The following is a 25919-nucleotide window of genomic DNA, read 5'->3' on the forward strand; positions in this document are numbered from 1 at the left end:
GCTCAGCGGGCCCAGCCCGTGGCGAGCACCCCGCGCAACCGCCAGGGCGCGCCGCGGAACACGCCGGTCATGGCGGCGGCGGTGCCGGTCAGGTCGGCCCGGCCGCTCAGGTAGGCGCGCTGTAGCTCGGGTGGCAGCGTGAAGAACACGTCGAAGAACTGGGGCACGTACCGCGGCGGGAGGGCGAGCAGCGTGCGTAGCCCCCAGTCCCGCAGCCCGCGCACGCCGCGCGCGGCCGGCGGCCACAGCACCGCGTGGGCTGCCCGGGCGGCGGCGACCCCACCGGCCGGCAGCTCCGCGGCGATGGCCTCCGCGACGGCCGCGGCGGTCGTCACCGCGTCGCCGACGCTGTAGCCGGTGGCCGGGTGCATCATGCCCCCGGCGACGCCGAAGGCCACCACGCCCGGTCGACGCCTCGGCACCGGCAGGTCGACGGCGAAGCGCACCCGCTCGGTCTGCGCCGCACCGCCGGGGGACACCCCGGCCGCGGCGAGCCGGCGGGCGAGCCGGTCGGCCAGCTCGGGAATCGGCAGTCCCGGCCGCCGGGCCAGCGAGGTCTCCTCGAGCAGGGTGCGCCCGCCCGGCAGTGGCACCGCGTACAGGAACGTCGGCCAGCCACCGGTGCTCGGGGCCCACCGCATGAACACGGCGTCGCCCGCCGGGACCAGCGGCTCGGCGACCGCCGCCGGCACGACCACGCCGTAGGCGGTCTGCTCGGCGCGCTCCCCCACCGGCGGGCCGCCGGAGAGCACCCGCCGCTGCCCCGTCGCGTCCACCACCACCCGGCCGTCCACCCGCTGCCCGGAGCGCAGCGCGACGACCATGCCCCGCGCGTCCCGATCCGCCGCGACGGCGGTTCCCGGCAGCGCGCGGACCTCGGTGGACCGGTACGCGCCGAGGACCGAGGCGTTGTCCAGCACGGCGTACCCCCGGGCGAGTCGCCGCTCGCCCGCCCAGACGCCGGTCGCGGTCACGGCGTCGGTCCCGGGCGGCAACGCCTCGCGCTGGTCGGTCCACAGTCCGTAGGTCGAGCGCCAGACCGCGTCCGGCCGCGGCGCGACCAGCAGCGTGTCGAGCCCGCGCTCGGCACACGCGGCGGCGGCCGCCCAGCCGGCCGGTCCGGCGCCGAGGACGACCACCTCGGCCGAGAGCGTCGCGGGCACCACCCGAGTCTGGTGCACCGCGGCGCCACGAGGCCCGACGGGTCCGGACACGCCATCGCGGAGAGGCCGTTCGGCCTCTCCGCGATGGGTGTTGCTCACCTCCGCTCCGCGTCCGTCAGGTCCGGAGCGGTCGTCCCTACCGGCGCGGCAGCGCGAGCGGGATCGAGGGGAACGCGCCGACCGGGGCGTGCCGGCGCAGCCTCGGCAGGTCACGCTCGGTGCGGTACGCGACGACCCAGGTGTTCTCGTCCGGCACGGCCAGCGCCGTCGGGTCGGTGCCCGTCCGCTCCTCGCCCGCGGTCAGGTCACGCCACGGCGTGAACTCCTCGGCTCCCGGGGTCACCTGGCCCGAGTAGTAGAGGAACCCGTCGGCGCCGCGGACGACGACCATGATGGCGCCGCTGGGCGCCTCGACCGCCGAGGGCGTGCCGGCCACCGCGACCGACACGTCCGGGTCGGCCGTGTCCATGTCCATCGGCGTCCACGTACCGGTGAAGCCGTTGGCCGTCTCGCGCTGGGTGTGCACCACGCCGTTGAGGTTGGCGAACACCTGCAGCGTGCCGTCCGGCATCGCGACAGCGGAGACCCGGCCGGCGAACCCGGTGCCGCCGAGGCTGGTCCACGGGCCCAGCTCGTCGTCCTCGAAGGTCGCGACGTGGAACGTGCCGCCGGGACCCATGCCGAGCAGGCGTGCGCCACCGGCCTCGGTCGGGACGACCGTGAGCCGCCCGCCGGCGAGCGGCGTGTGGTCGACCTCGGTCCAGGGGACGAACGGCTGGAGCGGCCCGGCCTGGGTACGGACCCAGAGCCGGTTGCTCTCGTCGAGCCCGGCGATGAACACCCGACCGCCGGCCAGGCGCGCGGTCACCGGCGAGTGCGGCAGGAAACCGCCGAGCCGCGCGGCCGTGCTCCAGGCGCCGTTCGGCGTGGCCTGGGCGCTGCCCCGGACGTCGGCGTCGGTCCCGAGCGCCACCAGGTGCACGGTTCCGTTGTCCTGCTCGACCAGGCTGGGTGTCCCGGTCACCGGGGAGAACCGCGGAACCGCGGAGAACGCCAGCCGCGCCGCGCCGCTCACCTCGGGCAGCGAGGCCTGCACGGCCCGCCCCTCACGGTCGACGTAGCTGTAGACGACCTGCCCGGCCTCGGTGTAGAGCAGGGCGGCGGGCGCCATGGGCTGGGCCGGGACGACCGGACGCGTCGGGATCGGGTACCCGCCGTCCAGCGTGCAGGAGCTCGGCGCTGCCGTGGTGGCGTGGTCGATCCAGGCCCGGCCGATCAGCCTGCCGGCCTCCGCGGTCCACTCGCCCTCCATCGGGTCGAACCGGTGCCAGTACATCTCGCCGTTGGGCCGGATGCCGTAGAGGATGTCGGCGCCCGGGGAGATCACCCGGTCGTAGTTCTGCCAGCCGTCGTCGACCTGCTCGCCCGGGCCGAGCCAGCGCTGCGACTCGGCGTGGTACTGGACGCGGAACAGCGCGCCGTCCCCCCTGCGGGCGTAGATCACACCCGGCCCGGCGGCGACGATCATCGTGAACCCTTCCCAGCCCGGGGTGATCTGGCGGTGGGTCCAGGTCCTCGTCCTCGTGTCGTAGGCCCGCCAGTGGAGCCAGCCGTCCGGCTCCACCGTGTAGATGTGGCCCTCGGAGTCGACGGTCAGCCGGTTGCGGTACGCGGCGGTGACGTACCGCTCCCAGCCGGCGCCGGAGATCACCTCGTGCTGGGCGCCGCCGGCGAAGGTCTGCCAGGCGGAGCCGGTCCAGCGGTACCGGCGCAGCGCCCCGTTCTGCTGGGCGGCGTAGACCACCCCACCGGGTGCCGCGACCGGGCGGCTGTTCTGCCAGCCGCGGCCGATGACCGGGGGTCTCGGCTGCCAGACGGCCGCTCCGGTCTCCGGTTCGAGGTGTTGGTAGAGCAGCATGTCGCCGTTCGTGGGCACCCGGAGGACTGCCGCGCTCTCCTCGCAGTCCAGTTCCGGTGGCGCCTGGGCGACGGCGGTGGCGGTTGTCGTCGCTACCAGGGAAGACCACAGCACCGTGCAGCAGGCGGCCGCGATCCAGCGGCGGCCCCAGCCGCGGTTGTTCGGCATCATTCCCGAAATTCCTCCAATGTGTGGGTGAGGGGCAAACTCGCCAGTTCACCGCGGGCCAGTCTTGTTTGACGGTTCTGGGGCGTCAATTTGGGAACGCCGAGATTACACAACCGAGTGACCGACATAAATTGCATTTGCGGTTCCACCTGCGCGTTCGTTGCGTGTCAAGCATGCACTCGCCCCCCAGTCGTGCATATTTCCACCGATCCGAAGCGCTCATCCCACCGCGTGACCCCCATTTCGGCGAGGACGGGCCGCGGAACCCGCCACGCCGCACCATGTTGCGAGGCCGGTGAGAACGGGAACCCGGACGGGTGCGGGCCCCCGCGACGGACCACGGACCAAGGAGGGTCAACGTGACTGACGCTGCCGCGCCCACGGTGGAACGCAAAGGGTTCTTCGGCCACCCCCGCGCCCTGGGCAACCTGTTCGGCCTCGAGATGTGGGAGCGGTTTTCCTTCTACGGGATGCAGGGCATTCTCACGATCTACCTGTACTACTCCGCGGCGAGCGGTGGCCTCGGCCTTTCGGAGGCGACGGCGACCAGCATCGTCGGCGCCTACGGCGGCCTGGTCTACCTGTCGACGGTCCTCGGAGCCTGGTTGGCCGACCGGGTGGTGGGGTCCGAACGGGTCCTGTTCGGCAGTGCCGTCATGATCATGGCCGGGCACGTGTCGCTCGCCGTGTTACCCGGGTTCCTCGGCGTCGGGGTGGGCCTCGGCCTGGTCGCACTCGGCAGCGGCGGGCTCAAGGCCAACGCCACCTCGCTGGTCGGCCGGCTCTACGCCGAAGGCGACGAGCGCCGGGACGCCGGTTTCTCTATCTTCTACCTGGGCATCAACCTCGGGGCCTTCGTGGGCCCGCTGCTCACCGGTCTCGCCCAGCAGCGGCTGGGCTTCCACTACGGCTTCGGCCTCGCCGCGGTCGGGATGGCCGCGGGACTGGTCCAGTACGCCCTGGGCCGCCGCAACCTCAGCCCCGACGCCAACGAGGTGCCCAACCCGCTGCCCGCCCGCGGGCGGAAGTTCGCCGCCCTCGCGGCACTCGGCGCGGTCGCCGTCGTCCTCGTCGTGGTGCTCACCGGGCTCGTCGACGCGGCGAACCTCGCGACAGTCACGGTCGCGGTCATCGTCGCCGCGTCCGCCGGCTACTTCGCGGTGATCCTGTCCAGCCGTCGGATCTCGGCCGTGGAACGCAGGAGGGTGCTCGGCTTCATCCCCATGTTCCTCGCCAGTTTCGTGTTCTTCGCGTTGTTCCAACAGCAGTTCACGGTGGTGACGATCTACTCCGACCAGCGGCTGGACCGCACCCTCGGCGGCTGGGAGATGCCGGTGTCGTGGGTCAACTCGATCAACCCGGTCTTCATCATCCTGCTGGCCGGCGCGTTCGCCGCCATGTGGACCTCGCTGGGGCGGCGGCAGCCGGGCAGCCCGACCAAGTTCGGCCTGGGCACGGTGGTCATGGGCCTCGCCTTCCTGGCGTTCCTGCCCTGGGCCGGCGGCGCGGGCAACACCACCCCGCTGCTCGCGCTCGCCGGGATCCTGCTGTTGTTCACGATCGCCGAGCTGATGCTCTCCCCGGTCGGCCTCTCGCTGTCCACCAAGCTCGCGCCGGAGGCGTTCCGAACGCAGATGGTCGCGCTCAACTTCCTCTCGGTGGCACTGGGCACCGCCACCGCGGGCTCACTCGCGAAGTACTACGACGTCGACCGTGAGGCGCCGTACTTCGCCCTGGTCGGCGGCGCGGCCGTGGTCCTCGGGCTGGCGCTGCTCGCCGCCGGACCCGCCATCCGGAGGTTGATGAGCGGGGTTGCGTGAAAAGGCCGGACGGCGGCGGAACGCGGTGCTACCGTGGAGATCGGTGCGCCGGGAAGCCTGGTCGGCAACAGAGTTCAGCCTGCCGAGGGAGACGACCGTGCGCCAGCTACGCCGCAGCCACCACCCCTCGCCCACCCCGCGGTCGGCCTGACCATGGAGATGTGGCTGGTGTGGCTGGTGATCGCGGTGGTGTGCGGTGTCGTGGAGACCGTCACCCTCACCGCGGCCCTCGGCGTGCTCGGTCTCTCCGCCCTGGCACCAGCACTGCTCGCCGCCCTCGGTGCGCCGCTGCCGGCCCAGCTCGTGGTGTTCGCCGCCGCGGCCACCGCCGGGGTGGTCCTGGTGCGACCGGTGGCCCTGCGCCACATGAACCGCCCCCAGCTCGAGCGGTTCGGGGTCGACGCGCTGGTCGGCAAGCGGGCCTACGTCCTGCGTGAGGTGAGCGACCGGGACGGCCTGGTGCGCATCGACGGCGAGGACTGGACGGCCCGCTCCTACGACGAGTCGGCGGTCATCCCGGTCGGCTCGACGGTCGACGTCATGCGCATCAGCGGCACCACCGCCTTCGTCTACCCCCGGGAGTGAAAATGGAGATCTCGCCACTGCTCGTCGTGAGCATCCTGGTGGTGCTGCTCGTCGTCCTCACGGTCGTGCGCACGGTCCGGATCGTGCCGCAGGCACGTGCCCGCAACGTGGAGCGGCTCGGGCGCTACAGCCGGACACTGACGCCCGGCCTCAACTTCGTGATCCCGTTCATCGACCGGGTGTACCCGGCGCTCGACCTGCGCGAGCAGGTGGTGTCGTTCCGGCCCCAGCCGGTCATCACCGAGGACAACCTGGTCGTGGAGATCGACACGGTGCTGTACTTCCAGGTCACCGACCCGCGGGCGGCCGCCTACGAGATCGCCAGCTACCTCCAGGCGGTGGAGCAGCTCACCGTGACGACGTTGCGCAACGTCGTGGGTTCGATGGACCTCGAGCGCACGCTCACCTCGCGGGACACGATCAACAGCCAGCTGCGGGGCGTGCTGGACGAGGCGACCGGCAAGTGGGGCATCCGGGTCAACCGCGTCGAGATCAAGGCGATCGACCCGCCGAAGACCATCAAGGACGCGATGGAGAAGCAGATGCGCGCCGAGCGGGACAAGCGCGCGGCGATCCTCGCCGCCGAAGGACAGCGCCAGTCCCAGATCCTCACCGCCGAGGGCGACAAGCAGGCGGCGGTGCTCCGCGCGGAGGGTGACCGGAGCGCGCAGATGCTGCGTGCCGAGGGTGAGGCAAAGGCCATCGACCAGGTGTTCCAGGCCGTGCACCGCAACGACCCGGACCCGAAGCTGCTCGCCTACCAGTACCTGCAGACCCTTCCGCAGCTGGCCCAGGGCCCGAACAACACGTTCTTCGTCGTGCCCAGCGAGCTGACCGCCGCGCTGGGCAGCGTCTCCCGGGCCTTCACCGACCACCTGCCCAAGTCGCCGGCCACGCGTGAGCGGCCGCCGGCCGACGAGCTGAGCACGCCGGCCGTGGACGACGCGGCGCAGGCCGCCGAGGCGGCGGCGGAGGCCGTCGCCGAGGCCGCGGACGCGCCCGTACCGGGCTCCAGGCGCCGAGGCGGGTGAGGCGCCGGGCGCGCTCAGCCCACCGGATCGAGGGCCGCGTCCCGCGTCCGCGCGGACCCGTCCGGGTCGCAGTCGCACGGGCTCTCCTGACAGGAGATGCGGGCCCAGACCGTCTTGCCGTTGCCGTCGCCGTGCTCGCGTGTTCCCCAGGCCGACGAGAGGCGGTCGACCAGGACCAGGCCGCGGCCCCGGTGGGCCTCCGGCCCGAACCGGGACCGGCCCAGTGCCGGCGCCTGGACGTTGAAGTCGTCCACCTCGATCTCGATCCAACACGGTGTGCGGTGGTGGACCATGCGGATCACCCGGGGGCCGTCGCCGTGGTCGTAGGCGTTGGTGACCAGTTCCACCGCCACCATCATGACGTCGTTGAGGTGCGCGTCACCGAGGTCGGCCAGCTCGGCCGCCGCCCAGCGCCGGACCTCGACCAGCGCTCCCGGCGAGCTGTTCACCAGGTCCAGTTCCCACATCGCTGCCGGTTTGCTCCCGGCGGCATCTTCACCCATACCGCATCCCCCGCGATCTCCCGGCCTCGCTGCTGAAGCCGATGGTGCACGCGGCTACCCAGTCTAGGGACCGCCCACACCCCGCGAACACGTGGTTTCCAGCGCGACTCGAGCCGGAATGTCCCGCCTACGCCTGGGTAACCCCGTCGCGAAGGACGACAGGAGCTCACGAGTGAGAGGGAGAAGACCCCATGCCCCAGCAGGTGCGCGATCTCATGACGACCAACCCCGTGGCCCTGGCACCGGACACCCCCGTCCGCGAGGCGGCACGGGCGATGCGGGAGAAGGACGTCGGCGACGTGCTGGTCGTCGAGGGAGACCAGGTACGCGGCATCGTCACCGACCGCGACATCGTCGTGCGGGGTCTCGCCGACCGGGACGACCTGTCCGCCTGCTACCTGCGTGACGTGTGCAGCGACCAGCTGGTGACGGCGAGCCCGGACGAGGACGCCGACGCCGCGATCAGCCGGATGCGGGAGAAGGCCGTCCGCCGGATCCCCGTCGTGGAGAACGGGCGCCCCGTGGGCGTGTTCTCCCTCGGCAACGCCGCGATCGAGATGGACTCGACCTCCGCGCTGGCGGACGTCAGCGCGGCCCGGGCGAACACCTGACCGCTGGCACGCCCACCGTCGGCGACGACCCCTCGGCCGGGACGCACCCAGGATGTGCGTCCCGGCCGACCCCGGTCAGACCGGGCAGCGCCGGCCGCCGGGCTGGGAGTCGCGGAGCAAGTATCGGCGCATCGGTACGGCTGGGTCTTCGTCGTCGGTGATGAACCGTCGGAGCACCGCGCGTCGCGGTTCCCGCGAGGGGTGAAGGGCGGGCGCCCACCTCGCCGAGTGATCTTGTGACCGCTGTCGGTGACCGTCGCTCGTGACCCCGTCGAACGGCGGTGATCGGGACTTGCCACCGGGTCCCGGAGATGTTTCAGTGTCCGCCGGGAATCAGCACCATGGACCACCGGGTACGTGGTTGTTCAAGGGAGAATCGCCGATGGTCCGTCGGGGCGTTCGAGTACTCGCCGTCGTGGCGTCGGCCGCGTTGGCGTTGTCGGCCTGTGGGGACGACGGCGGCTCCGGCGGCGGCGACGGCACCCTGCTCTTCTGGACCATCGAGGACGTCGAGGACCGGGTGCAGGCACAGCGGGACCTCCTGGCCAGGTTCACCGAGGAGACCGGGATCAAGACCGAGCTGGTCGCCGTGGCGGAGAGCCAGGTGACCACGGTCCTCACCTCGGCCTCGTCCTCCGGGGAGCTCCCCGACGTCATCGGCGCGCTGCCGCTGCCGATCGTGAACCAGCTTCGCACCGACGAGCTCCTCGACACCGAGGCCGCCGCGCAGGTCGTCGAGGCGCTGGGCGCCGACACCTTCACCGAGCAGGCGCTCACGCTCACCAGCGACGGCGACACCCAGCTGACCGTGCCCAGCGACGGGTGGGCGCAGCTGCTCTTCTACCGCAAGGACCTGTTCCAGAAGGCCGGGCTGGAACCGCCGACCACCTTCGACGCGATCCAGGCGGCGGCGACCAAGCTGGACCAGGGTGACGTGACCGGCATCGCCGCGAGCACGACGCCCGCCGACCCGTTCACCCACCAGACCTTCGAACACCTCGCCCTGGCCAACGGCTGCCAGCTGATCGAGGACGACGCGCCGGCGCTGGACAGCCCGCAGTGCGTGGAGACGTTCAAGTTCTACGGCGACCTGATCCGCGACCACTCGGTCGCCGGCATCCAGGACGTCGACACGACCCGGGCGACGTACTTCTCCGGCAAGTCCGCGATGCTGATCTGGTCCTCGTTCCTCCTCGACGAGCTCGCCGGGCTGCGCAACGACGCCCTGCCGACGTGCCAGCAGTGCAAGGCCGACCCCGCCTTCCTCGCGAAGAACACCGGCGTCGTGGCCGGGCTCACCGGGCCGGACGGTTCGGAGCCCACGTCGTTCGGCGAGGTCGTGTCGTTCGCGATCCTGAACGAGGCCGACACCGACCAGGCCAAGCAGCTCGTCGAATGGCTGATGGGTGACGGCTACACCGACTGGTTGGCGCTCGCCCCCGAGGGCAAGGTCCCGGTCCGCTCGGGCACCGAGCAGGACCCCGAGCAGTTCGCCACGGCCTGGCGTGAGCTCGAGGCGGGTGTGGACACCAAGGCGCCGCTGTCCCAGTTCTACGACACGGAGACGCTGAAGGTGGTCGAGGAGAGCCCGCAGACCTTCCACCGCTGGGGCTTCGCCGAGGGCAAGGGCGAGCTCGCCGGCGCCGTGACCGGTCAGCTCGTCGTCCCCAAGGCGTTGGCCGACCTGGTGAACGGCTCGGGTAGCGCCGAGGACGCGGCGAGCTCGGCCAACGAGGAAGCCGTCACGATCGCCGAGGAGCTCGGTTCCTGACGGCCGGCACCCCCACGGATCACAGACACCATGCCTACCTCGGACACCGGGACGACGCGACGCTCCGGCGCGACGACGTCCGGCCGGCGCCAGCCCACGATGGCGCAGCGGGAAGCCCGCACCGGGCTGATGCTCATCAGCCCCACCGTCGTCATCATCCTGGCGATCGTGCTGGTGCCGCTCGCCTGGTCGGTGCTGATCGCCTTCCAGCGGATCCGGCTGATCAACGTCGCCCGCACGGGCCTGTTCGAGAACCTCACGCTGGCGAACTTCGCCACCGTGCTCGGCTCGGACGCGTTGTGGGACAGCCTGCTGACGACCCTGGTCTACACGGCCGGCTCGACGCTCCTGGCGATCTTCCTCGGACTGGTCGCCGCGCTCGCGCTGCGCCGGCCCTTCTTCGGCCGGTCCTTCGTCCGGGCGGCCATGCTCATCCCCTACGTCGCGCCGGTCGTCGCCGTGACGTTCGTCTGGAAGATCCTGCTGAACCCCGAGTTCGGCATCGTCAACAGCTGGGGCAGGCAACTGTTCGGCTGGGACGACCCGGTGGCCTTCCTCACCCAGGCGAGCGGTGAGATCTCCCTGTTCGGGCTGGACATCCCGGTCCCCACGGCGCTGCTGACCGTGATCGCCTTCGAGGGTTGGCGGTACTTCCCGTTTGCCTTCCTGTTCATCCTCGCCCGGCTGCAGGCGGTGCCCGCCACCCTGGAGGAGGCGGCCGTCATCGACGGCGCGACGCCCTCGCAACGCTTCCGGCACATCCTGCTGCCGCAGCTGATGCCGATCATCGCGGTGCTCGTCGTGCTGCGGACGATCTGGACGTTCAACGAGTTCGACGACATCTTCCTGCTCACCGGCGGGGTCGCCGGCACCGAGGTGGTGAGCATCCGGGTGTACGAGCTGCTGCAGGTGCAGCGCAACGTCGGTGCGGCGGCCGCCCAGTCGGTGCTGATGGCAGCCGTGCTGATCATCCTGCTCGGCGCCTACCTGTGGCTCCTGCGCCGCCGCGGGGAGGAAACGCAGTGAGACGCCTTCCGCACGCACCCGCTCAGACCGAACGACCGCTGCCCAAGGCGACCGACGGCAGAAATTCCGGGGAGGCGGAGCTGTGAGCACTGTGGACTCCCCGGCGGCCGGGCGGCCGCCCGCGGCTGTCGCCAGGCGGCCCTGGTCCAGGGACCGGGTGGAGCGGCTGATCTTCGGCGTTCTGCGCTGGGTGGCGATCGCGTTCTTCCTGCTCGCGACGCTGCTGCCGTTCTACTACATGGTGTTGCTCTCGGTCCGGCCGATCGAGGACCTGCTGCTGCGGCCGGACTCGCTGCTGGTCGACTTCAGCGAGCTGACGTTCTCCACCTACGCCGAGGCGCTGCGCCCGGTGACCGACGCCGGCCAGGGGTTCCTCACGTTCCTGGGCAACAGCGCCGTCGTCGCGTCGCTGTCGGTGGTGATCGCCCTCGCGGTCGCGATTCCCGGCGCGTACGCGGTGAGCCGGCTGTCCTTCTTCGGCCGGCGTCAGGTCAGCGTGCTGTTCCTGCTCGTCTACCTGTTCCCGAGCATCGTCCTCGCGATCCCGCTGTTCGTCCTGCTGACCCAGATGCAGCTGCGCGGCTCGCTGATCGGCCTGGTCCTGGTCTACATCGCCCAGACCGTGCCGGTCGCCGTCTACATGCTCAGGAACTACTTCGAGACCATCCCGGTCGCCGTCGAGGAGGCCGCCCTGGTCGACGGCCTGAACCGGCTCGGGGTGATCCGCCGGATCAGCCTCCCGCTCGCGGTCCCCTCGATCATGGCGACCGCGGTGTTCGTGTTCATGGTGGCCTGGAACGAGTTTCTGTTCGCCCTGCTCTTCCTGGTCGAGCGGCGCGACCGGTGGACGGTCTCGCTCGGCCTGGCCCAGCTGTCGGGCAGCATCGAGGTGCCGACGACCGTGCTGATGGCCGGCTCGGTGGTCATCACCGTGCCGATCGTGCTGCTCTTCTTCTTCACCGAACGCCTGCTGTCCGAGGGCCTCACCAGCGGCGCCGACAAGGGCTGAGCCGTCCGGCGCCATTACCGCGGATGATCGGCGCCGGACGGGGTAACCGGGCGCATGAACGTGGCTGCTGACGTGGACGTGGTCGTTGTCGGGGCCGGTCTGGCCGGGCTCGCGGCGGCCGGGCGGCTGCACCGGGCGGGCGTGGGCGTGCGGGTGTGCGAGGCCGGCGACGCGGTCGGCGGGCGGGTACGCACCGACGACGTCGACGGGTTCCAGCTCGACCGGGGCTTCCAGGTCCTGCTGCCGGCCTACCCGGAGCTGCGGCGGGTGGTGGACCTCGACGCGCTGCGGCTGGGCCGGTTCGTCCGCGGCGCGGTCGCGGTCACCCCGGACGGCCGCTACGACCTGGCGCCCCCGTGGCGCGGTCTCTCGGCGGTGCTCGGCGCGGCGCGGTTCGCCGGCGGCCGGCCCAGGGACACCGCCGTACTGGCCGCCATGTCGGCCCGGGACGTGGGACTGCCCGACGGGCTCCTGCACCGACGGCTGACCGACACCTCGATCGAGGACGATCTCGCCCGGTGGGGGGTGTCCGCCCGCACTGTCGACACCGTGCTGCGGCCGTTCCTCGCGGGGGTGTTCCTCGACCGGCGGCTGGCCACCGCGGCCCCGCTGTTCCACCTGATCTGGCGGAGCTTCCTGCGTGGCGGCGGGGCCCTGCCGGACGCGGGGATGCGCGCCCTGCCCGAACAGCTGGCCGCGGCTCTGCCGGCCGGGACGGTGCGCACCGGCACCGAGGTCGTCGAGGTCACCGCGAGCGGGGTGCGCCTGGCCGGCGGCGAGAGCCTGCGGGCGAGGGCGGTCGTGGTGGCCACCGACGGCGAGGTCGCGTCCCGACTGCTGCCGGAGGTCGCCGGGCCAGGCTGGCACAGCGTCACGACCTGGTACTTCGCCGCGCCGGCCGCGCCGGTCAGCCAACCCATCCTGCTGCTCGACGGGGCCGACGAGCTGCTCACCAACACGGCCGTGCTCAGCGAGGTCGCCTCGGGGTACGCCCCGGCCGGCACGGCGCTGGTCGCCGCCTCGGTGCCGGACCGGCTGGCCGACAGCGACGTCGAGCAACGGCTGCGAGTGCGACTGGCGGAGCTCTACGACCGCTCGACAAGCGACTGGACGACGCTCGCACGGTACGCGATCCCGCGCGCCCTCCCGGTCATCTCCCCCGGACGGCCCCTGCGCCTGCCCGTACGCGTGGGGCCTGGCCGCTACGTCTGCGGCGACCACCGCGACACGTGCTCGACGCAGGGCGCGCTGGTCTCCGGGCGCCGGGCCGCGACCGCCGTCCTGCGCGACCTCGGCGTCCGCGACACTCCCCCGCGCTGAGCCGGGGCTGGTCCGCCGCCGTCAGCGGGGCGTGCCCCCGGCGTAGTCCTGGTCGGTGTCGGTGCCCTCCTGGCCGAGGCCCTCCTCCTGCTCGGTGGCCGGCTTCGCCTCGCCGCCGGCGTCCTCGGTGCTCAGGTCGCGGTCGTCTCGGTCGTCTCGGTCGGAACCGCTGCGCTCGTCGATGTCCATGTCCGGGTACTACCCGGGCATCCGGGCGCCAACCCCGGCCTCACCCAGGCTCAGGTCGGGGAGAAGCCCTCGTCGGTGTGGCGGTAGACCGGGTCCGACGGCAACGGCTCGTCGCCCTCCTCGGGGACGGGCGCCGACTGCTCCTCGTCCCTCGCCGCCGCCTTGGCCTCCTCGATCTTCCGGTCCACCTCGTCCAGCTCGCGGTCCCGCGACATGGGGCCCTCCTCGCTACGAAGATCAACGCCTTCCGCTTCTCGCCGGGCTACCACGGGGCGCGACCGACAAACCCCGACCGGGCGACGCGGTTGCGCCAGTCGGTTCGCCTTCGTGCCGGGAGCTTGTCGACATCTCCCGGGCCCTGGGACGATGGCGGTCAGTCACCCAGTCGCCGACGGAACGGGAACATGGACGTCAAGAAGGTCCTTCTGCTGGTCGGCGTAGCCGTACTGGTCTATACGCTGCTCGTCCATCCCAGTGCCCTCGCCGATGGGGTGCAGGCCCTGTTCGGCTGGATCCTCGACGGCCTGGAGGCGATCCTCACCTTCCTGCGCGAGGTTTTCAGCGGCCTTACCGAGGTGTTCGCCTAGCGCGGCGCCGGTGCGCGGCGGCGAGCAGCAGCGCGCCCCCGACGAGGAGGAGCACGGCCGCACCCGCGGGACCGGGGTGGACGCCGTTGGTCGTGGCGAGCTGCCGCGGGCTGCCGGGTGCCCCGGCACCGCCCCCCGGCGTTGTCGGCGGGGTGGTCCCCGTCGTGACCGCTGCGGTAGTCGTGGTGGCGGTCGTCGTGGTGGCGGTCGTCGTGGTGGCGGTCGTCGTGGTGGCGGTCGTCGTGGTGGTCGTTGTCTCGACGCCGGTCGAGGTGGTGGTCGTCGTCGTCTCGACGCCGGTGGTGGTGGTCGTTGTGGTGGTCGTCGTTGTGGTCGTGGTCGTGGTCGTCGGTTGCTCGGAGGAGCAGGTGCTGACCTCGTCGGCGAACGGCGCGTAGTGGTTCTCGCCGCCGTTGCCGGTTGGTCCGCCGTGGTCCAGTTCGGCCACCACGAGGTCTCCCTCGACGTTGCCGGAGCTCACGTCGACCAGCCGGGCGCGCGGGGCGTAGACCGTGCCCCAGACCGTGGGCGCCGCGGGGGGCAGGGTGACCGTTCCGTCGGTGGTGAGGTTCCACAGGACGTGGCGGGACGGCTCGTTGCCCTGCCAGCTGACCTGGGGCGGCGACCAGACGAGGTCTCCCGCGGCGACCACGTTCACCAGCAACCAGGCGTCGGCGCCGGGCTGTAGCCCGCCGGCGAGCGGGTTGATCACGTCCAGGGTGTCCAGCTGGGCGGCGCTGAGCGTCAGCACGTTCTGCCCGGGCTCGAGGCCGAGGGTGGCGACCGGGTCGGTGCCGTTCCACGGGGCGTCCCCGTTGGCACTGCGCAGGCCCACCGTCGAGGCGCAGGCGGCGATCCCGGTCGACAGCGCGCGATAGGTCGTGAACAGCGCGGCGAGGTCGAACCCGCTCGGTCCCGCGACCGACGCGGCGGGCTGCGGGCTCTGGATGGACACCGCCGGGCGGGCGGTGGGGTCGCCGCCGAGCGGAATGATCCTGGTCGTGCCGGGCTCGGCCAGCACGCTCGCCCCGCTCAGGTCGCCGATCTTGGCGTAGCCGGGCCCGAGCACCGCGAGCTCGGCCCCGGCGTGGCTCGCGACGAAGTCGACCGCTCCGCCGACCACCAGCACGGTCGGCCGGGTGTCGCCGGGCAGCACGTAGGAACCTGGGTTGTTCGAGCCGACCTGGTAGGCCCCGAAGGCGAGGTCGCCGCCGACCGCGACCGGCCCCTCGGTCTCGTTGCCGAAAAGCCCGGCGCCCCGTTCGACCAGGACGATGAAGCCGTGGCTGGGGTCGGCCATGACGTCGTCCGGGGCGACCGGGCGGACGGGGTTGACCACGGTCGGCTGGCCGGTGGCTGGCAGCGGCTCGGCGGAGACGGCGACCAGCGCGGCCGCGGCCAGCAAGGCCGTCGCGCCGCGGTGGGCGGACGTGGGTCGCATCGCTGTTCCGTGGTGGTCGGCCAACCGGTTCAGCGGATTATTGGCGTGATTGCGCCGGTGGGGCCCGGCGACGGGAGGAAGTTCGCCTACACGGGTGAGCGCGGCGCGTAGGATCCGCGGCGATGAGGCGCAAGCTCCGGCCGCCGCTGCCCCAGCGCCACGGCCTCGACCCCGCCCGGCTGCGGGTTCCCGCCGAGGGGCGCCCGGCGTCCGTGCGCGACCACCTCGTCGAGCGCCTGCCCCGGGTGCCGCCCGAGCGGATCGACGCGATGCTCGCCGAGGGGCTGATCCACGACCTCGACGGACGGGTGGCGCCGGACGCGCTGTCGGTGTCCGGCGGGTTCGTCTGGTTCCACCGAGACCTGCCGGACGAGGTGCCGGTGCCGTTCGAGATCGGCGTCGTGCACCGGGACGAGGCGATCCTCGTCGTCGACAAGCCGCACTTCCTGGCCACGATCCCCCGCGGCCGGCACGTCCTGGAGACGGCGCTGGTGCGCCTGCGCCGGGACCTCGACCTGCCCGCGCTGAGCCCCGCACACCGCCTGGACCGGGTCACCGCCGGGCTGGTGATGTTCGTCGTCGACCCCGCTCTGCGCGGGAGGTACCAGACCCTGTTCCGGGACCGCCTGGTGCGCAAGGAGTACGAGGCGATAGCCCGGCACGCCCCGGCGCTCGACCTGCCGACGGTGGTGCGCAGCCGGATCGTCAAGATCAAGGGCGTGGTGACCGCGCAGGAGGTCCCCGGCCCGGTGAACGCCGAGACCCGGGTCGAGCTGGTCGAGCACCGCGGCGGCTGGGCCCGCTACCGCCTGCACCCCGCGACCGGCCGCACCCACCAACTCCGCCTCCACCTGGCCTCGCTGGGCATCCCCATCCGCAACGACGACTTCTACCCCGTGGCCACCGAGAAGCCCCTCGACGACTTCACCGACCCGCTCCAGCTGCTGGCCAGGGTGCTCGAGTTCACCGACCCGGTGACCGGGGAGCACCGCCGCTTCACCAGCCGCCTGCGGCTGGACCTCTGAGTGAGGAGACCGCACGCCATGCCCATCTCGGAGCCGAAGGCAGACCTCCGGAGGTACCTGCAGGACGCCCGGGAGGCGATGCTGTGGAAGCTGGACGGGCTCGCCGAGTACGACGTCCGCCGTCCGCTGACGCCGACCGGGACCAACCTGCTCGGGCTCGTCAAGCACCTCACCGCCTGCGAGATCGGGTACTTCGGGGACACCTTCGGTCGCCCGTTCCTCCAGGCGCCGGACGGGTTCTGCGCCGGGGCGGAGCACAACGCCGACATGTGGGCGACCGCCGAGGAGTCCCGTGAGCACATCGTCGGCCTGTACCGCCGGGTGTGGGCGCACTCCGACACCACGGTCGACACCCTGGCACTGGACGCCACCGGCCTGGTCCCGCACTGGCCGGCGGACCGCCGGGAGGTCACCCTCCACCACATCCTCGTTCGGATGACCGCCGAGACCAACCGGCACGCCGGCCACGCCGACATCGTTCGCGAGCTGATCGACGGAGCCGTCGGGTACCGGGCGGACAACGACAACATGGCGCAGGGCGACCGTGCCTGGTGGGCGGAGTACCGGGAGGGGATCGAGCGGGTGGCACGCGAGGTCGACGGGCGCTGACCCCGTTCAGTCCTCCCGAACGGCGTTCTCGCTCACCCGCAGGGTCGTCGCGTCCACCCGCTCCGAAGCCTTGGCGATCTGCGCCTGCCAGCTCTCCGGCCACTGCGTCGTGGTGCTCCAGTACACCCCGCGAAGGGGTACGTCGGTCAGGTCGGCGCCGCTGAGGTCCTCGTCGGTGAAGTCATGGCTGGCCAGCGCGAGCGCGTCGCGCACGTCCTCGAGCTTGGGCAGGTCGGGGGCGCGGTCGTCGCCCCCCGCCCGCTCGAGGATCTCCGCCGGGTCGTCCCGGTCGGACGGGTCGAGGTGCTCGGGCTCGACCGGCAGGTGGCGGCGCCACTCGTAGAACAGCTGGTCCGGGTCGTCGGTGTGGGTGCCGAGGCGGTAGAGCACCTCCGCCGGGTCGCCGGTGCTCGAGCGGACCCTGCGCAGCAGCTGCCGCGGGCCGTGCGCCCGGCGGCGCAGGTGGTTCCCGCGCGAGTTGCACAGGTGGTTCAGCGCGTCCCGGTGCATGTCGAGCATGAACGGCTGGTACTTCTGCAACGAGGACAGCGACCCCGCGGGGCACGCGCCCTCGACCCGGTCGTGGTAGCGGACGACGAGCTCGGGGCGATGGCCGAGCCTCGACTCGAGCTTGGTGATCCGCACCAACCCGTTGAGGTCCTTGAGGTACTCCAGCGCCTGGGGACGCTGGCGCAGCCGCTCCGCCGGGTCCGCCAGGACGTACCCGCGCAGCACGTCGAGCAGGCGCTGGAACGCCCGGGCTGCCTCCTCGTCCCGGCCGGGACGCGTGTCCTTCCGCTTGTCCTTCCCCACCCCTGCCGGGTCGGAAGCCGTCGGTCGGGCGGGCGCGGGGGGCGAGGACGCCGCACCGTGCGGCAGCGGAAGCCGCACGCCGAGCACCAACGCGAGAACCCGCCGGCCCAGCCCGTACCGCTTGGCGACGGCGGTGCTGCGGTGGATCGCCGACTCCGCGAGGCGATCCGGGGCACCGGTCACCACGACCGCCGCGCGACGCAGTGCCGAACTGTCAGACATCGCCCATCTCCTGGTCGAACTCGCCACCGCTCCGCGCCTCGGGAATTCCCCCCGAAACCGAAGCCAGGCTCCGCGACGGCTCCGCCGCGGAGCCTCTGCCCCTATTATCGCCGTCGACCGGGATTTGTGTCGTCACGACCGGACCGATTACCGCCTGGCTGACCACGCGCAGCTGACCGAGCTGGGCGAGAATCGCGGGCGCGGCGGCGCCGCCGAGAATGAGCCCGACGACGGTCGTGACCGTGCCGGTGCCGTACAGGATCACCGCGGTGACCACGGCCATGAGCACCTGTACCGCAGTGCCCACGATCTCCGCCGGCCAGTCCGCGGACCTGCTGAACCGCGCCGGCGTCCGCCGGCGCCGGCGCCCGTGCTGTTCCCGGCGGACCTCGAGCCACCGCTCGATGTGGCCGTACATCGCGAGCAGTCCCCGTAGTGATCCGCCGATGGCGCCGTACACGATTGCCATGGTCAGGTTCATGGCAGTCAGCCTCTCTGATTGCGCCCGTTTCGACACGTGCGGTGTTGCACCCCTCGTGTCGATAGATAGCACGGATCCGCTACGGGGAGACGTCAGATGAGCCATATCTGGACCGGAGTTTCCCTTTCGTCAACTCCGGTCCCGGGGAGTTGTCAATTACCCGGTTCAGGGATTCCGGAGGCGCGGGCCGGTCGACTCGCGTACGACGAGGCGGCAGGGCTGGCGGACGACACCCGAGCGTGGGGCGCCGTCGAGCGCGTCGAAGAGGTACTCGACGGCAGTGGCACCGAGCCGCTGCAGGTCGAGGTCCACTGTGGTCAGCGGGGGCCGGCAGTCGGCGGCGAAGATCTCCCAGTTGTCGTAGCCGACCAGCGCGACGTCGTCGGGCACCCGCCGGTCCAGCTGGACCAGCGCCTGGGCCACCCCGGAGGCCACCTGGTCGTTGCCGCAGAAGATCGCGTCCAGCTCCGGGTGCGTGGTGGCCAGCAGGTGCCCGGCGTACCGGCCCCAGCTCTGCGACCACTCGCCGTACAGCGGCTCGCCGCCGACCAGCGCGAGACCCGCCTCGTCCAGCACCGCACGCAGCGCGGCCACGCGGTAGCGGGCGGCGCGGTAGCGCTCGGGGCCGGTGACATGGGCGATGTGCCGGCGGCCGAGCGACACCAGGTGCTCGACGGCGAGGCGTGCGCCGCCCTCGTCGTCGGACAGCAGCGAGAGGTCGTGTGGGTCGGTGGACTCGCCGTAGACGTACACGACCGGGACCGGGATGTCGGGGGTGAGCGAGGGCCGCACGTCGTTGCGGTCGCCGACGACGATGAACCCGTCGACCTGGCGGGCCAGCAGCGTCCGGATGTAGTGCCGCCGACGGATCGGGTCGCCCCGGGTGTCGCAGAGCAGAACCGACATCTGCTCGCTGGCCAGCGCGTTCTCCACCCCGAGCATGATCGGCATGGCGAACCGGCCGGCGAGCTCGTCGGTGAGCAGCCCGACCGTCCTGGTGCGACCGGAGATGAGCCCGCGGGCGAGCGCGTTCGGCTGGAAGGACAGCTTCTCCGCGGCGGCCGCGACCCGCTCCCGGGTGGCCGGCGCGACCTGGGCACGGCCGTTGAGCGCCTTGGAGGCGGTCGCCACCGACACCCCGGCCAACCGGGCGACGTCGGTCAGTGTGACCGATCCGGGACGCTGCCTCACCACCACACCGCACCTTCCTGGACGTTTTTCGCTCCTTGACGAGACTTTAGCCGTCTCCCTACGTTCGAGGAGCCGAAAAGGTTTTCGGCCCAGCAACACCGACACTGTCGTCGGCGGCGAAAGGCGGGGTGGCCGTGACATCGGAACCCGACCCGACGGGTGGCCGCCCGGTCGTTCCCGGCCGCGGCGCACTGCGCCCCCTCGGCCTCGGCGAGGTCCGGCTGACCGGCGGCTTCTGGGCCGGCCGGCAGGAGGTCAACGGCACCGCGACGCTCGACCACGGCCGGGCGTGGATGGACAAGCTGGGCTGGACCGGGCACTTCGAGACCACCGCCCGCGGGCTGACCGCGGAGCCGGGAGAGCGGCGCGGGCGGGAGTTCACCGACTCCGAGGTCTACAAGCTGATGGAGGCGATGGCCTGGGAGATCGGGCGCACCGGCGACGGCGATCGGGCCGCGGAGCTGGCCGAGCTGACCGCTCTCGTGGCCGCGGCACAGGATCCCGACGGCTACCTCAACACCGCCTTCGGCGGCCGGGGGCAGCGGCCGCGCTACAGCGACCTGGCCGGCGGGCACGAGCTCTACTGCACCGGGCACCTGCTGCAGGCCGCGGTCGCCGCCGCCCGCACCGCCGGCCGCCACGGCCAGGACTCGCTGCCGGGGGTCGCCCGGCGGGCGGCCGACCACGTCTGCGACGCGTTCGGCCCGCACGGGATCCCGGCGGTGTGCGGGCATCCCGAGATCGAGCCGGCGCTGGTCGAGCTGGCCCGGGTCACCGGCGAGCAGCGCTACCTCGACCAGGCGGCACTGTTCGTGCGGCGGCGGGGCCACCGGTCGCTGCCCGAGACCCGCTTCGGCTGGTCCTACTTCCAGGACGACGTGCCGGTCCGGCGCGCCGAGGTGCTGCGCGGGCACGCGGTACGCGCCCTCTACCTGTCCTGCGGCGCCGTGGACCTCGCCGTCGAGACCGGTGACGACGAGTTGCTCGGCGCGGTGGCCGCCCAGTTCGCCCGCACCCTCGAGCGCCGCACCTACCTCACCGGCGGGATGGGCTCACGACACACCGACGAGGCCTTCGGCGAGGACTTCGTGCTGCCGGCCGACCGCGCGTACTCGGAGACCTGCGCCGGCGTCGCGACGGTCATGCTGGCCTGGCGGCTGCTCCTGGCGACGGGCGAGGTCGGCTACGCCGACGTCATCGAGCGCGTGCTGTACAACGTGGTCGCGACGTCGATCGGGGACGACGGGCGGTCGTTCTTCTACGCCAACACCCTGCACCAGCGGGAGCGCGCCGAACCGGCACCGGCGGACCGCGAACAGCCCCAGTTCGCGGCCGGCGGGCGGGTGCCCTGGTTCGAGGTCTCCTGCTGCCTGCCCAACCTCGCCCGGCTGCTCGCCGGCCTCGGCTGTTATCTGGCCACGGTGGACGGCGACCGGGTCCAGCTGCACCAGTACGCCGACGCGGTCGTGCGGACCCGGCTGGACGACGGCCGCGCGGTCGGGCTGCGGGTGCGGACCGACTACCCGGACGGCGGGACGGTCGCCGTCCGGGTCACCGAGACCACGGGCGGACCGTGGGCGCTGGCCCTGCGGGTGCCGGCGTGGGCGGAGGGCGCCCTACTGGACGGGCGCCCGGCGGCGCCCGGGACCGCCGTGGTCCGCCGGGCGTTCGCGGTGGGCGACGAGGTGCGGCTGGAGCTGCCGACGAGTCCGCGGTGGACCTTCCCCGACCCCCGGATCGACGGGGTACGGGGTTGTGCCGCCGTCGAACGGGGGCCGGTCGTGCTGTGTGCGGAGTCGGCCGGTGAGGACGGCGCCGACCTCGACGCGCTCACGGTCGACGTGAGCACGCCGCCACAGGACACCCCGGACGGTGTGGCGGTGTGCGGCCGGTTCACGGCACCGGCCGATGGGGGCTGGCCGTACCGGAGCACCCCCGCTCCCCCGGCCGGCGAGGCCGTGGACCCGATCCGCCTGGTGGCCTACCACCGCTGGGCCAGGCGCGGCCCGTCCACGATGCGGGTCTGGCTGCCGCACACCTGAGACGCCCCGAAGGAGGGACGCCAGATGCCCGTGTCCGCGAGAAGCCCGAGGCCGTGGGGACTGCTGCTGATCACCGCGCTGGTCACCGGCGCCGTCGCCGCCACCCCCGCGAGCGCCGAGCAGACCATCGGGTTCCCGACCTTCACCGGTCCCCCGCCGGCGGCCGAGCCGGTGCCGTTCACCACCGGCGGCACGATGGGGGCGATCTACGACGCGGGGGCGGCCGGTACCGACTTCTGGATGGACCGCCTGCTGGCCCGGCGGGGCGCCGACCCGGCCGGGAGCTGGCTGATGACGCGCGGCGGGCGGTCTTCATGCGACAGCACGACAACGCCGTGATCGGCTTCGGCGGGCGGGTCGCCTACTACAACGAGTTCTTCGGCTCGTTCGCCAACCAGAGCGCCTACGCGGTAACGCTGGGCTCCGGCGGGTTCACCGAGGTCACGGCGGACCGGGTACAGACCCCGAGTCACTGGAGCGGCGCGTACACCAACACCGCGCTCGGCCTGCGAGCCGGCGTGCGCAAGTTCATCACCCACGAGAACGTGGCGGTCACGACAATCTCGGTCACCAACACCGGCACCGTCACCCGGACCGTGCCGGTGGTCGTCGACTCCCCGTTCACCCGCACCGCCGCCGGTGCCGAGTTGACCGGGGTGCACGACGTGCTGAACTCCCGCGGCGAACGGCTGACGAGGATCTTCCCCCGGCTGTCCGGGCAGGGCCTGTCCCCGAGCGGGGGCCGGCTGCAGGGCTCGGTCGACGTCCCGACCGTGGCGCTGTTCGCGTTCCTCGTGTCCTGGAACGAGTTCTTCGCGCCGCTGATCCTGCTGAACTCGACCGACCGGTTCACCGTCACGCTCGCCGTGGTCAACCTGCGTACCGCGACCCACGGCGCCGTCGACTACGCCGCGCTGGAGGCCGGCGTCGTCGTCATGGCCATGCCCTGCGTCCTGCTGTTCCTGTTCCTGCAGCGCGGCTACGTGCGGGGCTTCATGTCGGGGGCCCTCAGGGGCTGAAGCGAAAGGGGACAACCGTGCGAAGACGGCGTCGGACGGCGGTGGCCGCGGCGGCCGCCGTCGCGCTCACCCTGGCGGGGAGCGCTCAGGCACCGGCCGAGAACCCGATCATCACGTCCATCTTCACCGCGGACCCGGCGGCGCTGGTCGTCGGGAACACCCTGTACGTCTACGCCGGGCACGACGAGGCCCCGCCCGGGGGGTCGAACTTCGTCATGCGGGACTGGGTCGTGCTGTCCTCGACCGACGCGTCGAACTGGACCAACCACGGGCCGCGGTTGCGTGTCGGGGACTTCCGCTGGGCCGGTGCGGACGCCTGGGCGGCCGAGGTCGAGCCACGCAACGGCCGGTACTACTGGTACGTCTCGGTCAACGGTAACGGTCCCGGGTGGATGGACATCGGCGTGGCGGTCGGGGACTCCCCGCTCGGCCCGTTCACCGACGCCCGGGGTGGGCCGTTGGTCAGCGACAGCACGCCCGGCTCGTCCGGGCTGAACATCGACCCGACGGTCTTCGTTGACGACGACGGTCAGGCCTACCTCTACTGGGGCTCCTACTGGGGCCTGCGCGCGGCCAGGCTCAGGCCGAACATGACCGAGCTGGACGGCCCGGTGCTGAGCCCGCAGGGCGCGACGCACTTCTGGGAAGCGCCCTGGATGTTCAAACGCGCCGGGATCTACTACCTGGCCTACGCCGCCAACGACAGCGGCTGTGTCACCTCGTCCAGCTACGCCTGCGTCCGCTACGCGACGGCGAGCAACCCGCTCGGACCGTGGACGCACCGCGGGGTGGTGCTCGGCCAGGTCAGCTCGACGACCAACCACCCGTCGATCGTCGAGTTCAACGGGCAGTGGTACATGGTCTACCACACCGCGGACGCCCCAGGGGGAGGCAACTTCCGCCGCTCGGTCGCCATCGACCGGCTCTACTTCAACGCCGACGGCACCATGCGCCAGGTGGTCCAGACCAAGGCGGCGACTGGTCCGTTCCTCCTCACGAGCACCGGCGAAGCCCGGTGAAGGAGTCCTCATGCGCAGACTTCTCGTTCTCCTCCTGCTGGTCCTGGTCGGGATCGCGGCCGGACCGGTACCGACCGCGCAGGCCCTGGCGAAGCAGAGCCGGATCCCGCGGTTCATCACCGACGCCGGCGCCTACACCGGCAACTTCCGCGAGTCGACGAACTTCGTCGTCCGGTGGGGCGACGCCGTCGACGTCGTGGAGTGGGCCCGGGTCAACCGCGGCATCGACGACTACCCCGCCTACGTGCTGGACAAGATGGAACGCACCTACGCCTACTACCGGGACACCGCGGACTTCATCGACCCGGACAGCATCTCCCCCGCCCGGGACTACCGCATCAACGTGTACCTGTGCGGGAGCTGGTCCGGGGGGTTCCTCCCGCCGGCGAACTGGGCCGGGACCGACGACATCGGCGTCGGCCACATCTGCCTGCCCTACGACAAGTACTGGGACGACTGGGTCGAGTCCCACGAGTACACCCACGTCCTGCAGAGCTACGCGAGCCAGCTGAACCGGCAGAACGGCTTCGACGGCGGGTTCGGCTACGGCAACCCCAACTCCGGCCGGTTCTGGGAGGCGCACGGCAACTTCATGGCCCGCATGCGCCGCCCGGAGGTCGTGCTCGGCTCCGGTTACTTCGGCAGCCGGCACCACTACCGCTGGCTGGCCCAGGAGACCTACTACGGCGACTGGCTGCTGCTCAACAAGCTCCGCGACACCTACGGCCTCGCCTCGATCCACCGCCTCTGGTACGAGGCGCGGCACGGGGAGCACCCGATCCAGACGATCAAGCGCCTGTACGGTCTCGACCACGCCGGGTTCGCCGCGCTGATCGGCGACTACGCCCGCCGCAACGTGGTGTACGACTACACCGACGGCGCGGCGATCCGCAGCGACCTGTGGCGCAACGGAGCGCCGTACCGTCCCCTGTACACGGTCTCGCTCGAGACGGTGAACCAGGCGGCCGGCGAGTACCGGATCCCCGCCGCCGTCGCTCCCCAGCAGTACGGGTTCAACCTCATCCGGCTCCAGCCCACCCAGCCCGGCGGTCAGGTCACCGTCCGGCTGCGCGGGCAGGTCAACCCGAGCCTCGGCTCGGACTGGCGGTTCGGCCTGGTCGGCGTCACCAACAACTTCTCCGCCCGGTACAGCCCCATGGCGGGCCGGGACCAGCAGGTCACGTTCTCGCTCCAGTCCGGCGAGTCGTACCTGCTGCTCGCGGTGGCCGCCACGCCGTCGGTGCACGTGAACTACGGCGACGGCGCGCAGGTCGACCGGTTCCCCTACGAGCTGACGATCCAGGGCGCCACCCCGGTCGCCGGCACCACCTGACCCAGCTCCGCACTCCAGACAAGGAGGCTGATCATGTTCGTTCGCCGGATCTCCGTGGCCCTGCTGGCCGCGGCGGCTGCCCTCACAGTCGGCGCCGGCCCCGCCGCGGCGGCGCCCGACCAGACGCCCGCTCCCCCGACGACCCGTGCCTGGAACCCCCCGTCCAACCTGGTGCAGCCGCTCGACGAGGTGTGGCGGCACGTGGAGAGCACGTACGGGAACCTCTACGGGTTCCGCAACTACGGCTGGGACCAGGTCATGGCCAACCGCGGGTACATCAACTACTGCGTCCGCTGGGACTCCAGCGCACCGGTGACAGCCGCCCTGCGTGACCACATCCACGCCGCGCTCAGCCACCAGTACGCCAAGTGGATGAACGTGATGCTCGAGAACGGGCAGGGTTGGGAGAACTGGCCCTACCAGACCGTGCCGATCCGCGTGGTCGGCTGGGCGGTCCGCGACCGGTCCACTCTCCAGTGGACGGACAACTCGGTCGACATCTACGTCAACGACATCAACGAGAACGCCCCCCAGTGCGCCCGGGAGTGCGGTCGTTTCTTCAACCAGAACGGGGACTACTCGCGCTGTCCAGGCGGCGCCTCGCGACACTACGACCAGTCGCTGTGGCTGACCGCCGGCATGGGCGGCGGCGCCGGCGGCGACTGGGGCCAGCGGATGGGCAGCGAGTACTTCGTCAACAACCTCAACAGCGAGAACATCCACATCTTCCTGCACGAGGTCGGCCACACGTTCGGCCTGGACGACTTCTACGACTGGACACCGACCGGGGTCTGCTGCTTCCTGATGAAGGCCGGCACGGCGAGTCAGATCACCGAGTTCGATGCCTGGATGTTCCGTGACTGGTGGCGTCACCTGAAGAGCCGGTACGGGTTGTGAGGGAACCCCTGAACGAGGAGGGCGAGATGTTCGCCAGGAGGTCCTGGCGCGCCTCGGTCCGGCAGTGGGCGGCCGGAGCGGCCGCGGTCGCCGTCGTGGCGGCCGCGGCCCCCGGCCCGGCCGCGG

The 25919-nt window shown here is 72.0% G+C and carries 26 protein-coding genes; 17 read left to right on the plus strand and 9 right to left on the minus strand.

Annotated elements, in window-relative coordinates:
• Nucleotides 1-2: 2 nt before the first annotated feature.
• Complete coding sequence (locus tag BU204_RS08375) at nucleotides 3-1163, minus strand: lycopene cyclase family protein (protein WP_075125035.1); 1161 nt, start codon at nucleotides 1161-1163, stop codon at nucleotides 3-5.
• Between the two features lie 136 nt (nucleotides 1164-1299).
• Nucleotides 1300-3252 (minus strand): tachylectin-related carbohydrate-binding protein, encoded by a 1953-nt coding sequence (locus tag BU204_RS08380; RefSeq protein ID WP_075124992.1) that lies wholly within the window; start codon nucleotides 3250-3252, stop codon nucleotides 1300-1302.
• Nucleotides 3253-3608: 356 nt separating this feature from the next.
• Between BU204_RS08380 and BU204_RS08385 the strand changes: the two genes are divergently transcribed.
• Genes BU204_RS08385 through BU204_RS08395 form a run of 3 tightly spaced genes read left to right on the plus strand, consistent with a single transcriptional unit; the run spans nucleotide 3609 to nucleotide 6685 of the window.
• Complete coding sequence (locus BU204_RS08385; RefSeq protein ID WP_075124993.1) at nucleotides 3609-5069, plus strand: peptide MFS transporter; 1461 nt, start codon at nucleotides 3609-3611, stop codon at nucleotides 5067-5069.
• Nucleotides 5070-5102: 33 nt separating this feature from the next.
• On the plus strand, nucleotides 5103-5654 hold the full coding sequence (locus BU204_RS08390; RefSeq protein ID WP_233159776.1) for an NfeD family protein: 552 nt from the start codon (nucleotides 5103-5105) through the stop codon (nucleotides 5652-5654).
• A 2-nt stretch (nucleotides 5655-5656) separates the two neighbouring features.
• Complete coding sequence (locus BU204_RS08395; protein ID WP_075124995.1) at nucleotides 5657-6685, plus strand: SPFH domain-containing protein; 1029 nt, start codon at nucleotides 5657-5659, stop codon at nucleotides 6683-6685.
• Between the two features lie 14 nt (nucleotides 6686-6699).
• On the opposite strand, the gene BU204_RS08400 is transcribed toward BU204_RS08395, so the two are convergent.
• Complete coding sequence (locus tag BU204_RS08400; protein WP_083661115.1) at nucleotides 6700-7188, minus strand: ATP-binding protein; 489 nt, start codon at nucleotides 7186-7188, stop codon at nucleotides 6700-6702.
• A 191-nt stretch (nucleotides 7189-7379) separates the two neighbouring features.
• Here BU204_RS08400 and BU204_RS08405 point away from each other — a divergent pair, with 191 nt between their 5' ends.
• From BU204_RS08405 to BU204_RS08425, 5 genes are all read left to right on the plus strand, one after another.
• Complete coding sequence (locus BU204_RS08405; RefSeq protein WP_075124997.1) at nucleotides 7380-7799, plus strand: CBS domain-containing protein; 420 nt, start codon at nucleotides 7380-7382, stop codon at nucleotides 7797-7799.
• A gap of 382 nt (nucleotides 7800-8181) precedes the next feature.
• Nucleotides 8182-9570 (plus strand): ABC transporter substrate-binding protein, encoded by a 1389-nt coding sequence (locus BU204_RS08410; protein WP_075124998.1) that lies wholly within the window; start codon nucleotides 8182-8184, stop codon nucleotides 9568-9570.
• A 30-nt stretch (nucleotides 9571-9600) separates the two neighbouring features.
• Nucleotides 9601-10596, plus strand: coding sequence for a carbohydrate ABC transporter permease (locus tag BU204_RS08415; protein WP_083661116.1), 996 nt, complete (start codon nucleotides 9601-9603; stop codon nucleotides 10594-10596).
• A gap of 82 nt (nucleotides 10597-10678) precedes the next feature.
• A complete protein-coding gene (locus BU204_RS08420; RefSeq protein WP_198942806.1) occupies nucleotides 10679-11605 on the plus strand; it encodes a carbohydrate ABC transporter permease in 927 nt (308 codons plus the stop codon).
• Nucleotides 11606-11659: 54 nt separating this feature from the next.
• Nucleotides 11660-12925: an NAD(P)/FAD-dependent oxidoreductase gene (locus BU204_RS08425; RefSeq protein ID WP_075125001.1), complete on the plus strand. Its 1266-nt coding sequence runs from the start codon at nucleotides 11660-11662 to the stop codon at nucleotides 12923-12925.
• Between the two features lie 21 nt (nucleotides 12926-12946).
• Here BU204_RS08425 and BU204_RS39935 read toward each other — a convergent pair whose 3' ends face one another.
• A complete protein-coding gene (locus tag BU204_RS39935; RefSeq protein WP_158073416.1) occupies nucleotides 12947-13114 on the minus strand; it encodes a hypothetical protein in 168 nt (55 codons plus the stop codon).
• A 50-nt stretch (nucleotides 13115-13164) separates the two neighbouring features.
• Nucleotides 13165-13329 carry a hypothetical protein gene (locus BU204_RS39940; protein ID WP_158073417.1) on the minus strand — a complete coding sequence of 55 codons (165 nt, stop codon included), beginning with the start codon at nucleotides 13327-13329 and terminating at the stop codon, nucleotides 13165-13167.
• A gap of 189 nt (nucleotides 13330-13518) precedes the next feature.
• Between BU204_RS39940 and BU204_RS08430 the strand changes: the two genes are divergently transcribed.
• Nucleotides 13519-13701, plus strand: coding sequence for a hypothetical protein (locus tag BU204_RS08430; protein ID WP_075125002.1), 183 nt, complete (start codon nucleotides 13519-13521; stop codon nucleotides 13699-13701).
• Here the strand turns inward: BU204_RS08430 and BU204_RS38130 are convergent.
• Entirely contained in the window at nucleotides 13682-15142 is a 1461-nt protein-coding gene (locus BU204_RS38130) for a collagen-binding domain-containing protein (protein ID WP_083661117.1), read from the minus strand. The two genes, BU204_RS08430 and BU204_RS38130, sit on opposite strands and share 20 nt — an antisense overlap.
• A gap of 122 nt (nucleotides 15143-15264) precedes the next feature.
• On the opposite strand from BU204_RS38130, the gene BU204_RS08445 reads away from it, so the two are divergent.
• Together BU204_RS08445 and BU204_RS08450 are read left to right on the plus strand one after the other, a co-directional pair.
• Nucleotides 15265-16167: a pseudouridine synthase gene (locus tag BU204_RS08445; RefSeq protein WP_075125003.1), complete on the plus strand. Its 903-nt coding sequence runs from the start codon at nucleotides 15265-15267 to the stop codon at nucleotides 16165-16167.
• A gap of 18 nt (nucleotides 16168-16185) precedes the next feature.
• Complete coding sequence (locus tag BU204_RS08450) at nucleotides 16186-16776, plus strand: DinB family protein (protein ID WP_075125004.1); 591 nt, start codon at nucleotides 16186-16188, stop codon at nucleotides 16774-16776.
• 6 nt (nucleotides 16777-16782) lie between these two features.
• Here the strand turns inward: BU204_RS08450 and BU204_RS08455 are convergent, their stop codons facing one another.
• The 3 genes from BU204_RS08455 to BU204_RS08465 all read right to left on the minus strand — a co-directional run bounded on the left by BU204_RS08455 (nucleotide 16783) and on the right by BU204_RS08465 (nucleotide 19486).
• A complete protein-coding gene (locus BU204_RS08455; RefSeq protein ID WP_143229366.1) occupies nucleotides 16783-17811 on the minus strand; it encodes a hypothetical protein in 1029 nt (342 codons plus the stop codon).
• Nucleotides 17804-18292 carry a hypothetical protein gene (locus BU204_RS08460; RefSeq protein ID WP_075125006.1) on the minus strand — a complete coding sequence of 163 codons (489 nt, stop codon included), beginning with the start codon at nucleotides 18290-18292 and terminating at the stop codon, nucleotides 17804-17806. The genes BU204_RS08455 and BU204_RS08460 overlap by 8 nt, the downstream gene beginning before the upstream one ends.
• 165 nt (nucleotides 18293-18457) lie before the next feature.
• On the minus strand, nucleotides 18458-19486 hold the full coding sequence (locus BU204_RS08465; RefSeq protein WP_075125037.1) for a LacI family DNA-binding transcriptional regulator: 1029 nt from the start codon (nucleotides 19484-19486) through the stop codon (nucleotides 18458-18460).
• Nucleotides 19487-19617: 131 nt separating this feature from the next.
• Between BU204_RS08465 and BU204_RS08470 the strand changes: the two genes are divergently transcribed.
• From BU204_RS08470 to BU204_RS08495, 6 genes are read left to right on the plus strand one after another with little or no spacing between them, the layout of a single operon-like run.
• The gene (locus BU204_RS08470) at nucleotides 19618-21525 is read left to right on the plus strand and encodes a glycoside hydrolase family 127 protein (RefSeq protein ID WP_233159791.1); all 1908 of its coding nucleotides are present in this window, start codon (nucleotides 19618-19620) and stop codon (nucleotides 21523-21525) included.
• Nucleotides 21526-21549: 24 nt separating this feature from the next.
• A complete protein-coding gene (locus BU204_RS39945) occupies nucleotides 21550-21864 on the plus strand; it encodes a hypothetical protein (protein WP_075125008.1) in 315 nt (104 codons plus the stop codon).
• Nucleotides 21840-22544, plus strand: a complete 705-nt coding sequence (locus tag BU204_RS40645; protein ID WP_198942808.1) for a carbohydrate ABC transporter permease — start codon at nucleotides 21840-21842, stop codon at nucleotides 22542-22544. Before BU204_RS39945 ends, BU204_RS40645 begins: the two co-directional genes overlap by 25 nt.
• 17 nt (nucleotides 22545-22561) lie before the next feature.
• Nucleotides 22562-23563, plus strand: a complete 1002-nt coding sequence (locus tag BU204_RS08485; protein ID WP_075125009.1) for a glycoside hydrolase family 43 protein — start codon at nucleotides 22562-22564, stop codon at nucleotides 23561-23563.
• A 10-nt stretch (nucleotides 23564-23573) separates the two neighbouring features.
• Nucleotides 23574-24896: a DUF6055 domain-containing protein gene (locus BU204_RS08490; protein WP_075125010.1), complete on the plus strand. Its 1323-nt coding sequence runs from the start codon at nucleotides 23574-23576 to the stop codon at nucleotides 24894-24896.
• 33 nt (nucleotides 24897-24929) lie between these two features.
• Nucleotides 24930-25793, plus strand: coding sequence for a hypothetical protein (locus BU204_RS08495; protein WP_075125011.1), 864 nt, complete (start codon nucleotides 24930-24932; stop codon nucleotides 25791-25793).
• The last annotated feature ends 126 nt before the right edge of the window (nucleotides 25794-25919 follow it).

Origin of the sequence: Actinophytocola xanthii (assembly GCF_001921205.1) — a bacterium.
Classification (GTDB): domain Bacteria; phylum Actinomycetota; class Actinomycetes; order Mycobacteriales; family Pseudonocardiaceae; genus Actinophytocola; species Actinophytocola xanthii.

Bases quoted from the DNA above. Each gene is read 5' to 3' on its own strand.
- BU204_RS08405 (WP_075124997.1), top strand. From the start codon at position 7,380: ATGCCCCAGCAGGTGCGCGATCTCATGACGACCAACCCCGTGGCCCTG.
- BU204_RS08395 (WP_075124995.1), top strand. From the start codon at position 5,657: ATGGAGATCTCGCCACTGCTCGTCGTGAGCATCCTGGTGGTGCTGCTC.
- BU204_RS39940 (WP_158073417.1), bottom strand. From the start codon at position 13,329: ATGTCGCGGGACCGCGAGCTGGACGAGGTGGACCGGAAGATCGAGGAG.
- BU204_RS39935 (WP_158073416.1), bottom strand. From the start codon at position 13,114: ATGGACATCGACGAGCGCAGCGGTTCCGACCGAGACGACCGAGACGAC.
- BU204_RS08415 (WP_083661116.1), top strand. From the start codon at position 9,601: ATGCCTACCTCGGACACCGGGACGACGCGACGCTCCGGCGCGACGACG.
- BU204_RS39945 (WP_075125008.1), top strand. From the start codon at position 21,550: ATGCCCGTGTCCGCGAGAAGCCCGAGGCCGTGGGGACTGCTGCTGATC.
- BU204_RS08450 (WP_075125004.1), top strand. From the start codon at position 16,186: ATGCCCATCTCGGAGCCGAAGGCAGACCTCCGGAGGTACCTGCAGGAC.
- BU204_RS08430 (WP_075125002.1), top strand. From the start codon at position 13,519: ATGGACGTCAAGAAGGTCCTTCTGCTGGTCGGCGTAGCCGTACTGGTC.
- BU204_RS08455 (WP_143229366.1), bottom strand. From the start codon at position 17,811: ATGTCTGACAGTTCGGCACTGCGTCGCGCGGCGGTCGTGGTGACCGGT.
- BU204_RS08495 (WP_075125011.1), top strand. From the start codon at position 24,930: ATGTTCGTTCGCCGGATCTCCGTGGCCCTGCTGGCCGCGGCGGCTGCC.
- BU204_RS08460 (WP_075125006.1), bottom strand. From the start codon at position 18,292: ATGAACCTGACCATGGCAATCGTGTACGGCGCCATCGGCGGATCACTA.
- BU204_RS08425 (WP_075125001.1), top strand. From the start codon at position 11,660: ATGAACGTGGCTGCTGACGTGGACGTGGTCGTTGTCGGGGCCGGTCTG.
- BU204_RS08490 (WP_075125010.1), top strand. From the start codon at position 23,574: ATGCGCAGACTTCTCGTTCTCCTCCTGCTGGTCCTGGTCGGGATCGCG.
- BU204_RS08380 (WP_075124992.1), bottom strand. From the start codon at position 3,252: ATGATGCCGAACAACCGCGGCTGGGGCCGCCGCTGGATCGCGGCCGCC.
- BU204_RS38130 (WP_083661117.1), bottom strand. From the start codon at position 15,142: ATGCGACCCACGTCCGCCCACCGCGGCGCGACGGCCTTGCTGGCCGCG.
- BU204_RS08410 (WP_075124998.1), top strand. From the start codon at position 8,182: ATGGTCCGTCGGGGCGTTCGAGTACTCGCCGTCGTGGCGTCGGCCGCG.
- BU204_RS40645 (WP_198942808.1), top strand. From the start codon at position 21,840: ATGCGACAGCACGACAACGCCGTGATCGGCTTCGGCGGGCGGGTCGCC.
- BU204_RS08400 (WP_083661115.1), bottom strand. From the start codon at position 7,188: ATGGGTGAAGATGCCGCCGGGAGCAAACCGGCAGCGATGTGGGAACTG.
- BU204_RS08445 (WP_075125003.1), top strand. From the start codon at position 15,265: ATGAGGCGCAAGCTCCGGCCGCCGCTGCCCCAGCGCCACGGCCTCGAC.